The 11,319-nt window shown below is 56.0% G+C and carries 11 protein-coding genes and 1 pseudogene; 9 read left to right on the plus strand and 3 right to left on the minus strand.

The features are described from left to right. The 4 genes and pseudogenes from H5U36_05860 to H5U36_05875 form a co-directional block, all read left to right on the plus strand. Positions 1 to 191: hypothetical protein (locus tag H5U36_05860; GenBank protein MBC7217666.1), on the plus strand; the 191-nt coding region annotated here is incomplete at its 5' end. Between the two features lie 197 nt (positions 192 to 388). Further along, a pseudogene (locus H5U36_05865) lies at positions 389 to 1,794 on the plus strand (sugar ABC transporter substrate-binding protein). A gap of 52 nt (positions 1,795 to 1,846) precedes the next feature. Next, positions 1,847 to 2,728: a sugar ABC transporter permease gene (locus H5U36_05870; protein ID MBC7217667.1), complete on the plus strand. Its 882-nt coding sequence runs from the start codon at positions 1,847 to 1,849 to the stop codon at positions 2,726 to 2,728. Beyond that, the gene (locus H5U36_05875; GenBank protein ID MBC7217668.1) at positions 2,725 to 3,546 is read left to right on the plus strand and encodes a carbohydrate ABC transporter permease; all 822 of its coding nucleotides are present in this window, start codon (positions 2,725 to 2,727) and stop codon (positions 3,544 to 3,546) included. The genes H5U36_05870 and H5U36_05875 overlap by 4 nt, the downstream gene beginning before the upstream one ends. Here H5U36_05875 and rbsK read toward each other — a convergent pair. After that, positions 3,536 to 4,486 carry a ribokinase gene (gene rbsK / locus H5U36_05880; protein ID MBC7217669.1) on the minus strand — a complete coding sequence of 317 codons (951 nt, stop codon included), beginning with the start codon at positions 4,484 to 4,486 and terminating at the stop codon, positions 3,536 to 3,538. The two genes, H5U36_05875 and rbsK, sit on opposite strands and share 11 nt — an antisense overlap. Before the next feature lie 111 nt (positions 4,487 to 4,597). Between rbsK and H5U36_05885 the strand changes: the two genes are divergently transcribed. From H5U36_05885 to deoC, 5 genes are read left to right on the plus strand one after another with little or no spacing between them, the layout of a single operon-like run. Continuing rightward, the gene (locus H5U36_05885) at positions 4,598 to 6,376 is read left to right on the plus strand and encodes a DUF4445 domain-containing protein (GenBank protein MBC7217670.1); all 1,779 of its coding nucleotides are present in this window, start codon (positions 4,598 to 4,600) and stop codon (positions 6,374 to 6,376) included. Positions 6,377 to 6,392: 16 nt separating this feature from the next. Then, the gene (locus tag H5U36_05890) at positions 6,393 to 7,682 is read left to right on the plus strand and encodes a DUF1015 domain-containing protein (GenBank protein ID MBC7217671.1); all 1,290 of its coding nucleotides are present in this window, start codon (positions 6,393 to 6,395) and stop codon (positions 7,680 to 7,682) included. A gap of 1 nt (position 7,683) precedes the next feature. Continuing rightward, positions 7,684 to 8,337 carry an orotidine 5'-phosphate decarboxylase gene (locus tag H5U36_05895; protein MBC7217672.1) on the plus strand — a complete coding sequence of 218 codons (654 nt, stop codon included), beginning with the start codon at positions 7,684 to 7,686 and terminating at the stop codon, positions 8,335 to 8,337. After that, positions 8,312 to 8,872, plus strand: coding sequence for an SIS domain-containing protein (locus H5U36_05900; protein MBC7217673.1), 561 nt, complete (start codon positions 8,312 to 8,314; stop codon positions 8,870 to 8,872). Before H5U36_05895 ends, H5U36_05900 begins: the two co-directional genes overlap by 26 nt. Positions 8,873 to 8,883: 11 nt before the next feature. Beyond that, positions 8,884 to 9,672, plus strand: coding sequence for a deoxyribose-phosphate aldolase (gene deoC / locus H5U36_05905; protein MBC7217674.1), 789 nt, complete (start codon positions 8,884 to 8,886; stop codon positions 9,670 to 9,672). Here deoC and H5U36_05910 read toward each other — a convergent pair. Together H5U36_05910 and H5U36_05915 are read right to left on the minus strand one after the other, a co-directional pair. Next, complete coding sequence (locus H5U36_05910) at positions 9,629 to 10,321, minus strand: anaerobic ribonucleoside-triphosphate reductase activating protein (GenBank protein ID MBC7217675.1); 693 nt, start codon at positions 10,319 to 10,321, stop codon at positions 9,629 to 9,631. The genes deoC and H5U36_05910 overlap by 44 nt on opposite strands. 4 nt (positions 10,322 to 10,325) lie before the next feature. Continuing rightward, positions 10,326 to 11,319 (minus strand): ribonucleoside triphosphate reductase (locus tag H5U36_05915; protein ID MBC7217676.1); only part of this gene is annotated, 994 nt, incomplete at its 5' end.

Genomic DNA, 11,319 nt, shown 5'->3' on the forward strand with positions numbered 1-11,319 from the left:
CCACTGCAGGATTAGCCCGGGAGTTCCTCGAGGAGCTCCTCACAAAGAGTCCCTTTCCTGTACGGGGCATCCAAGTAGATGGAGGGAGTGAGTTCTATGGGGAGTTTGAGGAGGCCTGCAGAGAATATGGCATTGAGCTCTTCGTCCTTCCTCCCCGTTCCCCCACATCGGTGGGGTGGTGGAACGACTGAATCGGACCTTCCGGGAAGACTTCTGGGCTTACTATATGGCGCCGTTGATCTCAAGACCATGAGGGACCATCTCAAGAGGTGGACGGAAGAGGTGTATAATCGAAGAAGACCCCATTGGAGTTTAGGGAGAGGACCCCTGGGAGTACCTGAGGGATACTGGAATTGTAGAGTGTCCCACATGATGTGAACCCATACACATGCAAAAGTTCCTTCTCTTCCTGCTCATCCTCTTTCTCCTCGTTGGTGTGGCGTACGGTGCTCCGGTAAAGCTTGTGGTCGTCGGGGATGCAGGACACAACCTGAAGCCCTTTGAGTGGTATGCGAAGGACCTCAAGGAAAAGTTCGATGTGGAGCTTGAAGTCATCGGAGTTCCCTTTGGAGAACTCTACGAGAAGGAGAAGGTAGAGCTCATCGCTGGGACGGGAGCTTTTGACATCATGATTGTTTTCCCCAAGTTCCTTGCCGAATTCGCCGCGAACGGCTGGCTCTATCCCCTTGATGAATTTGCGGCAGAACTCGATCCCAAGCTCGATGATGTTACCCCGGGGTATCGGGATTTCTACTGCAAGTACGGTGGGAAGCTCTATGCTCTTCCTTACGATGGAGACGTTCTCAACCTCTACTACCGAAAGGACCTCCTTGAGAACGAGGAGGAACGAAAGGCTTTCAAGGAAAAGTACGGGTACGACCTCAAGGTTCCCGAGACCTGGGATGAGTACCTGGATGTAGCGGAGTTCTTCACCCGAAAGGCCGGGGAGAAACTCGCAGGGGAAGTTCTGCAGCGGGATTTCTACGGCACCGCTTACTACGGCCAGAAGGACCAGATTTTCGCCTGGTGGGGGAACATCTTCGCAAGCCTTGGAGGCGTGTACTTTGACGAGGAGACCATGGAGCCGGCCATCAACTCCGAAGCCGGAGTCAAAGCGCTCGAAATCATGAAGGAGATTCACAAGTACTGCCCGCCCGATGTTTTGGCTTACGGCTACGAGGAGCTTAAGGACGTTTTCCTTGAGGGCGACTGCTTCATGGTCATCCAGTGGCCCTGTGTCGGGAAGAAGGGAGCTGACCCGGCACAGTCAAAGATTGTCGGAAAAATTGGAGTTTCCCACGTTCCAGGGGTGAAGAACGGGGAAATTTACTACCGCGCCATGATGCCGTGCGGAAGAGTCCTTGCGATTGCTGCCCAATCTAAGGACCCCAAGAGAGCGTACCAGGTGATCCACACTACCTCTCGGTGGTCACAAGCCTTGATGATGTTTCCACTCCCGAGACCGGCCTTGATCCGTACCGCTACTCCCACTTTGCACATCCTGAGGCGTACGAGATGTTCGCCAACGTGGAGGATGCGAAAATCTACCTTGCCGGTGTTGAGAAGAACATGGAGAAAGGGTATCCGGAGATGGTCCTTCCTGGAACCGTGGAGTACGAGGAGACTCTTGGGGTGGCCATCACCAAGGCGCTCAGCGGGGAACTCGATCCCAAGAGTGCCCTCGACGAGGCGGCAAAGGCCTGGAAGGAGATTCTCGAGCGCTTTGGGAAAGAAGAGCAGAAGGCCCTCTACCAGGAACTCGTGAAGGGCTGGAAAGCGGCGGGTCTTTGGTGAGATCATCGGGGGCTGGGGTTTCCCTGGCCCCCTTTCTTTTCAGGAGGGGACGATGAGGGGTCTGCGGAAGCGGGATTTCTGGGTTGCATTCCTTTTCGTTCTTCCGGTGGTGGTCATTCTCCTCTCCATTTCCATCTTTCCCATGATTTACTCCTTCTACCTCAGTCTCTGCAAGTGGGACATCGGCATGGGTGGGCAGAGGGTTTTCATTGGGGCAGGAAACTACCTGAAACTCTTCTCCGATGGGCGTTTCTTCAACTCTCTCAAGAATACCGGTCGGGTGCTCCTTTTCGGCGTGGGAACACAGTTTGTCCTTGGTCTTGCCCTGGCCCTCCTTTTGAACCGGAGCTTCCGGGGGAGGAGCCTTGTGGTGACGCTCTTTCTCCTCCCCATGATGATTTCGCCTGTGGTCGTGGGATGCATCTGGAAAATCATCTACCACTACCAGTACGGTCCTCTGAACTACCTCCTCAACCGCCTTGGGTTCTCCTCGGTGAACTGGCTGGGAAGCGGCAGCGTCAGCCCCTACTCCATTGTCCTTGCGGATATCTGGGAGTGGACTCCCTTTATGGTCATCACCCTCCTTGCCGGGCTCCAGGCCATTCCCGACGACCTCTATGAAGCAGCCCGGGTGGATGGGGCGAACCGCTGGCAGATTTTTGCGGGGGTCGTTTTTCCTCTTCTGCGTCCCGTGGTTACCATCGCCATTCTCATTCGGGTTATGGATGCCTTCAAAATCTTCGACCTTGTGGCTTTGCTCACCATGGGCGGTCCGGGACAGGCCTCAGAGAGCGTGGCCTTCTACAACTACCTCACGGGGTTCAAGTACTTCAGCATGGGTTATGCATCAGCCATGAGCTACTTCCAGCTTGCGGTCATTGTGGCCATCGCCAATGTCTTTTTGCGGTCCTGGCGGGGGAGGGAAGTGGTGTGAGGCGGAAAGATGGAGTGACGGTAGCGATTTTCGTGGCCATCTTTGTCCTCCTTGCGGTGAGTTTGGCTCCTTTTGTATGGAACGTGATGACTTCTTTCAAGGACAAGGGAGAGTACTTCACGTATCCCCCTGTTTTCATCCCTTCCTCCTTTGACCTTGAGCACTATGTCCAGGGGCTGCGGCTTGGAGGGGCAAAGGGTATCAGGGATAGCTTCATCATCGCCTCGCTCACCACCCTCCTTGCCGTTGCCTTCGGGTCCCTTGCGGCGTACTCTCTTTCCCGTTTCCGGATTGGGGGCGAGAACTTTGCCTTCTGGATTCTCTCGGTGCGGATGATGCCCCCTATCGCCTCGGTGCTCCCCCTCTTTCTCCTCTTTCGGTTCCTGCGCTGGCTCGACACCTACCAGACGCTCATTCTCACCTATTCGCTCGTGAACCTTCCCTTTGCGGTCTGGATGATGAAGGGGTTCTTTGACGAACTTCCGGTGGAGCTTGAGGAAGCGGCGCTCATCGATGGGTGCGGGAGGCTTGGGGCATTCGCCCGGGTGGCGTTACCTCTTGTGGCTCCGGGGCTTGTGGCCACGGCTCTCTTTTGCTTCATGTTTTCCTGGAATGAGTTCCTCTTTGCCCTCATTCTTGGGCGTTCCAAGGTTGTCCCCATCACGGTGAACATTGCCGGGCTCATCGGGGGGCACGAGATTCTCTGGGCGGAGATTTCGGCGGTTTCCATCGTGGCCAGCGCCCCCATCATCGTCATGGCCATTCTCCTCCAGCGCTACCTCGTGCGGGGCCTGACGCTTGGTGCGGTTAAAGGGTGAGGTTGAGGGGTCTCTTTCGGGCCTTCGAGAGCCACTCGAGGAATTCTTCCTTAGTGGCGAAGGACTTCTGGGTGCCCCGCTTCTCGGTGGAGAGCGCCGCGTAGGCGCAGGCAAGGTCAATGGCTTCAGGGAGATCCCTACCCTCGGCAAGAAAATAGGCTAAGGCCCCCAGGAAGGCATCCCCGGCACCGGTGGTATCGACAGTTTTTGCCTCGTAAGCGGGGAAAAAGGTAAAGGTTCCTTTCCTCCCAAGGAGAGTTCCCTGTTCCCCCAGAGTCACGAGGACGTTTTCCACTCCAAACCCCCAGAGGAGCTCCACGGCCCTTTTGAGGTCCTCGTCGCCACGGAGCGGAAACCCCACGTAGCCCTCGAGCTCGCGCTCGTTGGGGACGAAAAGATAGACATTTCGGATTCTCTCCCACTCAAGGGGTCGAAAGGGAGCAGGGTTCAGGATGACAGGAACGCCGAGTTCCGCGGAGAGCTCCAAAGTCGCGTAGACCGTCTCAAGGGGAATCTCAAGCTGCACGAGGATGAAGCGGCACCGTGCCAAGGCTTCCCGAGCTTTGGAGACATCTTCGGGCAAAAGGTAGGAGTTTGCTCCCGGGATGATGAAGATGCTATTCCGGCCCTCGGGGTCCACAAAGATTGGGGCAACACCGCTTGTTTTCCCTGGGACAACCTTCACAAAACGCGTATCGATGCCATGTCGGGCAAAATTTTCCCGAACAAGGGGACCAAAGAGGTCGTCTCCCACTGCGGTCACAAGGACAACCTCTCCTCCGAGTTTTGCCACCGCAATGGCCTGGTTTGCCCCCTTTCCTCCAAAACCGATCTCAAAGTCCTTTCCAAAGATTGTTTCACCGACTTTTGGGAAACGGTCCTCGTAGTAGGTGATGAGGTCCATCATATTGCTCCCAACCATGCCGATGACAGGCTGCATTCCTCTCCCCCCTTACCTTTTCCTCTATAATACCATAGAGGCCCTTTTGGAAAGTTTTCTCTTCCGGTAGAATGTAGCGGTGTATTCGGTTAGAATAACCTGAGGTGTCCCATGGTCCGCGTGCGTGTTGTATCTCTTGGAAGAACTCTTGAGGGACGAGAGGGCGAGAGTCTTTTTTCCATTTTCCAGAGGGAGGGTATCCCCCTTGAGTCGTACTGTGGGGGGATGGGGTCCTGTGGGAAGTGCCTCATCCGCATTCTCAAAGGTAACGTTTCTCCTCCCACAGACCTTGAGAGGGCTCATCTTGGGGAGCGGGTGGAAAAAGGATTCCGTCTTGCCTGCCAGGTTGTGGCCTTTGGGGACATCTTCTGCGACGTTTCTTTCTCTCTGCGGGGGGCTTCCTTTACCCTCCTTGGAGAGGAGGGGGTAGAGGGCTTTGCACTGGAGGACCTTCCGGTGCAGCGGGTGGTGGTACCCTTCCGAAAGCCTCCCCTTCCTTCGGTGACTTCCCTCAAGGAAGAACTCTCCAAGAGAATTCCTCTTTCCTCCTTTTCCCGGGAGGCTCTGCGGGGGCTCTCTCTCCTTGGAGAGGAAGACGAAGCCCTTTTTGAGGTTTTCTGGGACGAAAAGGAGGTTTTTGCCGTCTCCTCACCTCCGGAAGAGGAATTCCTGGGGGTCGCTTTTGACCTTGGGACAACGACGGTGGCCGGCGCGCTCCTTTCCCTGCGCTCGGGAAAGGTGCTCGCTCAAGAGGGAGCACTCAACGAGCAGGTGCGTTTTGGAGCCGATGTGATTTCTCGCCTCCGGGCGATTCAGGACCACCCTGAAAACCTCGAGGCTCTCCAGAGAAGTGCCATTGAGACGATGAACACCCTCATTGCGAAGCTCTGCGAAAGAACAGGACAAAGAAAGGACCGCATCTTTGCCGTCACCGTTGCGGGGAATACCATCATGGAACACCTCTTCCTCGGTCTTTCCCCCTTGAGCATTGGTGTGGCGCCGTATGTGCCAGTCATCCGGGAGGGGTATCTCCTCCGGGCAAAAGAAGTGGGGCTTTCGGTGCACCAGGAAGCTTCGGTCTATGTTCTACCCTGTGTTGCCGGGTACGTCGGAGGAGATATCGTGGGGGGGATTGGGGTTTTTCGAATCCACGAGGCGGAAAAACCCACTCTCTACATCGATGTCGGGACGAATGGGGAAATTGTCCTCGCCTTTCAGGGGAAAATTTTCGCCTGCGGAACGGCGGCGGGTCCGGCCTTTGAAGGGGCAGGAATCCGCTTCGGCATGCGGGCCTCCCTGGGGGCGATTTCGGCGGTTTCTCTTGAGAACGGAGAGATTGCTCTGACTACCATTGGAGGTGTTCCCCCGCGCGGTATCTGCGGTACGGGCCTCATCGACACCATGGCGGAGCTCCGAAAGGTGGGGATTCTCAGTCCAAAGGGGCGATTGCAGGGGAACGGGCACTGGTCTCTGTTCCTTGAAGAGAAGGAGGGGGAGAAGAGATTTGTTCTCTCAAAAGACCCTTACGTCTTTGTGACAGAGAAGGATGTGGAGAAGCTCCAGCTTGCCCTGGCGGCTTTAAGGGCGGGAAGGAGCATTCTCCTCAAAGAAGCTCACCTCAGGGAGGAGGATATCGAGGAAGTGGTTCTTGCGGGAGCTTTCGGAAGCTACATTCGCCCAGAGAGCGCAAGAACCATCGGACTCATCCCCAAAGATGTCCCGGCCCGCTCGGTGGGTAACGCTTCCCTTGCCGGAGCCCGGAGAGCACTTCTTTCCCGGGAATTTCGGGAAACCCTTGAGGACATTGCCCGCCGGGTGCACTACGTTGAGCTTTCAGCTCGCCGGGATTTTGAAGACGCATTCTGCGAAGGATTGATACTACCAGAGTAGGGTAGGAGGGTTGGTCATGGCAGTGGTTAAGCCCTTTTTGGGGTACCGCTACGCGGAGAAGTACATCAAGGAACGGGGGATTGAAAGGCTTGTTGCTCCCCCCTATGATGTGATCTCGGAAAAAGAAAGGCAGAGGCTTGCCGAGGAAGAGTACAACTTCGTGCACCTTATCCTCGGCAAGGACGAGAGCGGATACCAGAACGCCGCTTCTCGACTCCGCTCTTGGATTGCCCAGGGAGTGTTCGTGCGCGACGATGTTCCATCCTTCTACATCTACGAGCAGGAATTTGAGCTGAATTCCTTTGGTCGCAGGACACGCACCGGTCTTGTGGCTTTGGTGCGTATTGAGGATTTCGAGAAGCGCATCATTTTCCCTCACGAGCGCACCATGCCCAAGTACTCCCTGGACCGCCTGGAGCTCCTTCGGGCAACCCGGGCCAATCTCGAGCAGATTTTCTGCCTCTACAACGACCCCCAGAGGACCATTGACGCCATCCTTGAGGAGCACAAACGTCCCGAAGCGGAGCTTTTTGCCTTTACCGACTCCCGGGGAGTTGTGCATCGGCTCTTTCGGCTCTCCGATGAAAAGGCCATTGCCCACATCCGAAAGGTTCTCAATCCCCGTACCCTCATCATTGCTGATGGGCACCACCGGTACGAAACCTGCCTCATGTACCGGAAAGAACAAAGAGCTGCTCTCTCCGATCCCCTTGAGGAAATCCCCGAGGACTACACCATGATGACCCTTGTGAACATCCACAACCCTGGGCTCCTCATTCTCCCCACCCATCGCTTAGTGCATAGTCTCCCTGAGGAGCGCCTTGCCGATTTCTTTGCAAAGTGCGAGAAGTACTTCGAGGTTCGATTCTTCTCCAACGAGCGGGAGATGGAGGAATTCCTGCAGGAGGCTCCACCGTTCACCATTGGGGTGTACGAGAGGAAAAACGAGCAGTGGGCAACCATAACGCTTAAGGACCCTCGAATCATGGATGAGCGGCTGGGCGAAGAGAACGTGAACCGGCACCTGGATACCACGATTCTCCACGAGCTCGTCTTCCGTGACATCCTGGGTCTCAACAGTGAAGGCAAAGAAGAAAGCGAGTTCGTTGACTACCTTCGAGGGACCAAGGACGTTTTCGCCATCGCCCGGGAGGAGAATAAGTACCAGCTCGTGTTCGTCATGCGCCCAACCCCTATTGAGCAGGTCGAGAAAGCGGTGGCGAAGTTCCAGCGCATGCCCCAGAAGTCAACGTACTTCTACCCCAAAGCCTGGAGTGGCCTTGTCTTTCGGATGATGGAGGGGTGAAATGCCTCTTTTCCAAGTTGCTTTAGACCTCTGGGAGAGAGAAAAAGCCCTTACCCTTGCCCAGCGCCTCCTTCCTTACGTGGATATCCTTGAGGTGGGGACGCCTCTCCTTCTCTCCTGCGGCCTCTTTTTTGTGGAGTCCCTCCGGAAGGTGGCGGGGAAGAAGCTCATTTTTGTTGATGCCAAAATCGTGGATGCGGGGGAAGAGGAAGCAAGGGCGGTTTTTGAGAGAGGTGGGGACATCGTTTCCGTCCTTGGAGGAGCATCCCGTACCACCCTTGAGGGGGTAAAGAGGGCGGCTCAGGCCTTCGGGAAGCGGTGGGCGGTGGATACAATTGACCTTCTCCCGAATGCACTGAATGTCCCTCTCCTTGAAGAACTGAAGCCCGATTTCCTGGGTCTCCACGTTCCCCATGATGTGGTCTTTGGGGACCCCAAGGCCTGGGAAAGGGTCACCTTTCCTCTTTCCTTTCTTAGGAAGTTCCCCCTCCTTGTGGCAGGAGGAATAACCCCGGAGGTCCTTCCGCTCCTTCTTGAAACTTTTCGTCCGGAAGTCGTGGTGGTGGGTTCGGCGGTGACAAAAAGCCCCTTTCCTGAAAAAGTGGCCGAGAGAGTGAGGAGGATACTCGATGCCTTTCCGGGAAAAGATTCTTGAAGTCCTTGAAGAGGCAAAGGACCTCCTTTCCACCTTGGAGGAAAAAGACCTTGAGGCTTTCTTTTCGTGCTTTGAGAGCTGGCGAAAGAAGCGGCTCTTTTTCTGGGCTCGGGGGCGGAGTTTCCTTGTCCTCAAGGGTTTTGCCATGCGCCTCATGCACCTTGGGTACACCGTGCACATTGTGGGGGAGGTGACTTGTCCGGCAATCCGGGAAGGAGACGTCCTCGTTGTGGCTTCTGGCTCAGGGCACACCTCTTCGGTCCTTCTCTTTGCGGAGAAAGCCAGAAGTCTCGGAGCCTTAGTCTTTGCCTTCCTTGGGAAGAGAGGAACGCCTCTTGAGGCTGTAGCCCACCATGCTCTTGCCTTTTCCCCAGAGAAAACTCGGGCAACGCGTCAACTCTTCACCGGTGGCGGAGGAACCCGTTTTGAAGATGCGCTCTGGCTCCTTTGTGATGCCTGCATCCTTGCCCTCGTTGCGGGGAAGGAAGAGGAGGCGTACCGTCTCATGATGGAGAAGCATGCGAATCTCGAGTGAGGGGAGAGAGAATGGGGGAGCTTGAGAGGATTCGGGAAAGGGTTGAGGAGGTCCTTGGGGTTGAAATTCCTGTGAAGGAACGTTTCCCGGAAAAGGAGGAGATTCCGGAGGGAGAGGAGAACCTCAGGTCTTTCCTTGCTCGGCACACCGATATAACCCTTCTCCGTCCCACGGCAACGAAAGAAGAAGTGCGGAAGCTCTGCGAAGAGGCAAAGAAGTGGGGGTTCTTCAGCGTCATCGTGAACCCGTACTACGTGGCGCTGTGCAGCGAGCTCCTTGAGGGAAGTGGAGTACTCGTAGGCGTGGCAGTCGGATTCCCCTTGGGGCAGAATAAACCCGAAATAAAGGCTCGAGAGGCGCGGCTTGCTTTTCAGGAAGGAGCACGAGAAGCGGATATGGTTGTGAACCTTGCGGCCCTCAAGAATGGCGACTGGAGGGCGGTGTACCAGGACATTCGGGGTGTGGTTGAGGAGATGTCCCCCTGCGTGGTCAAAGTGGTTCTTGAAGCGGGGTATCTCACCGAGGAGGAGAAGATTGTGGGGTGCCTCATTGCTCAGGCGGCTCGGGCGCATTTTGTCAAGACATCAACCGGTTTTGGCCCTTCTGGGGCAAAGGAGGAAGATGTCCGCCTTTTCCGGCGGGTCGTCGGCCCATCTCTTGGGGTTAAGGCCGCAGGAGGTATTAAAACTCGGCTCCAGGCCCTTGCCATGATTGCAGCGGGGGCAAACCGCCTTGGAACCTCAACGGTGGGTATTCTCACAGGCGAAGGACCACGAGATCCCGCCCAATCTCCTGGTTGATGGTATCCCGCAGGGTGTGAAGAAAAGAAGGGCTGTACGGGGTAACATTTTTGGCTTCCTGGGAGAGGTTCTTCTCCCGGTGGAAGTTCTGCCAGTACCAGGCTTTTGCATTTCGGAGTACTTCGGCCATTTCCCGGAGAACCTCAAGGGTGTGGAAGGGGGGGTAGATGGTCGTTCGAATTTCGATCCGCTCCGGGTGGGCAAGGGCCTTTTCAAGAACCCTCTGCACCGAGTCCTCCTTTCCCCTGCCTCCGACGAGGTGGTACAACCGGAGGGGAACTTTGAAGTCGATACCCCAGAGGTCCACAAGGTCCCAGAGACTCAGGAATTCTTCGAAGAAACTCCCATTCGTGTCCACCTTGGTGAGGTATCCGAGCTCTTTCACTCTCTCAAGGAACGGACGACATTCTTTTGCGTAAAGAAGGGGCTCCCCTCCGGTGATGCAAATGGCGTCAAGGAGCCCCTGGCGTTTCTTGAGGTATTCGAGGACCTCCCCCTCCTCAATGAGGGGAAGGTCCCTCGCTTCCATAACGAGCTCCGGGTTGTGGCAGAAAGGGCAACGGAAGTTGCACCCGGCAACAAAAAGGACGGTGGCGATTCTTCCTGGATACTCGATGTAGCTTACTCTGTGCCATCCCCGAAAGACCATGCCGTCACCTCAGGGTGTATTCTCTGCGCTCGGCAAACTCTTCTTGTTTCCCTCGGTTCCAGCGCTGCACCGGGCGGTAGTACCCCACGACCCGAGAGTAGACTTCTGTCTCCTCACCGCACATGGGACAGATGCTTAATTTGCCTTTCAGGTATCCGTGCTTTGGGCAGACCGAAAAAGTTGGCGTGATGGTGAGGTAGGGAATCGGGTAGTTCTCGAAGACCCGACGGATGAAACGCTTCACCGCTTCAGGGTCGGGTGCCTCCGAAAGGAAGGTGTGGAAGACAGTCCCTCCCGTGTAGAGGACCTGGAGGTCTTTCTGATGCTCCAGGGCTTCGAAGGGGTCGTCGGTGTAGTCCACGGGGAGATGGGTGCTATTCGTGTAGTAGGGCTCTGCATCCCCGGCGGTGATGATGTCGGGGAAGCGCCGCCGATCATGGCGTGCTAAGCGGTAGCTTGCGCTCTCTGCTGGAGTAGCTTCGAGGTTGTAGAGGTTGCCTGTTTCCTCCTGGAAGTCCTGGAGCCTCTCCCGCATGAACTGGAGGACCTTGATGGCGAAAGCCTTCCCTTCAGGATGGGCGATGGAGACCCCCAAAAAGTTCAGGCATGCCTCGTTCATGCCCACAAGGCCGATGGTGGAGAAGTGGTTCCGGAACGTCCCAAGGTACCTGCGGGTGTACGGGAAAAGGCCGTTCTTGAGGTTTCGTTCGATGACTTTTCTCTTGATCTCCAGAGCAGTCTTTGCAATGTGCATCATCCGCTTGAGGCGGGTGAAGAACTCTTCTTCGGTTTTACTCAGGTACCCGATGCGGGGGAGGTTAATCGTGACAACGCCGATGGAACCTGTTTTGTCTGCCGATCCGAAGAGCCCTCCACAGCGGTTCCGCAGCGTCCGCAGATCAAGCTGCAGGCGGCAGCACATGGAGCGCACATCCCCAGGGCGCAGGGACCTCGAGATGAAGTTCTGGAAGTAGGGGACGCCGTACTTGGCAGTGAGC

It is taken from the genome of Candidatus Caldatribacterium sp., from assembly GCA_014359405.1.
Taxonomy (GTDB): domain Bacteria; phylum Atribacterota; class Atribacteria; order Atribacterales; family Caldatribacteriaceae; genus Caldatribacterium; species Caldatribacterium oleiphilum.

What these genes read in the sequence shown, in the direction of transcription:
- H5U36_05910 (MBC7217675.1), bottom strand. Translation starts at nt 10,321, where the DNA reads ATGGTCTTTCGGGGATGGCACAGAGTAAGCTACATCGAGTATCCAGGA.
- deoC (MBC7217674.1), top strand. Translation starts at nt 8,884, where the DNA reads ATGGGGGAGCTTGAGAGGATTCGGGAAAGGGTTGAGGAGGTCCTTGGG.
- H5U36_05870 (MBC7217667.1), top strand. Translation starts at nt 1,847, where the DNA reads ATGAGGGGTCTGCGGAAGCGGGATTTCTGGGTTGCATTCCTTTTCGTT.
- H5U36_05895 (MBC7217672.1), top strand. Translation starts at nt 7,684, where the DNA reads ATGCCTCTTTTCCAAGTTGCTTTAGACCTCTGGGAGAGAGAAAAAGCC.
- rbsK (MBC7217669.1), bottom strand. Translation starts at nt 4,486, where the DNA reads ATGCAGCCTGTCATCGGCATGGTTGGGAGCAATATGATGGACCTCATC.
- H5U36_05900 (MBC7217673.1), top strand. Translation starts at nt 8,312, where the DNA reads ATGCCTTTCCGGGAAAAGATTCTTGAAGTCCTTGAAGAGGCAAAGGAC.
- H5U36_05885 (MBC7217670.1), top strand. Translation starts at nt 4,598, where the DNA reads ATGGTCCGCGTGCGTGTTGTATCTCTTGGAAGAACTCTTGAGGGACGA.
- H5U36_05890 (MBC7217671.1), top strand. Translation starts at nt 6,393, where the DNA reads ATGGCAGTGGTTAAGCCCTTTTTGGGGTACCGCTACGCGGAGAAGTAC.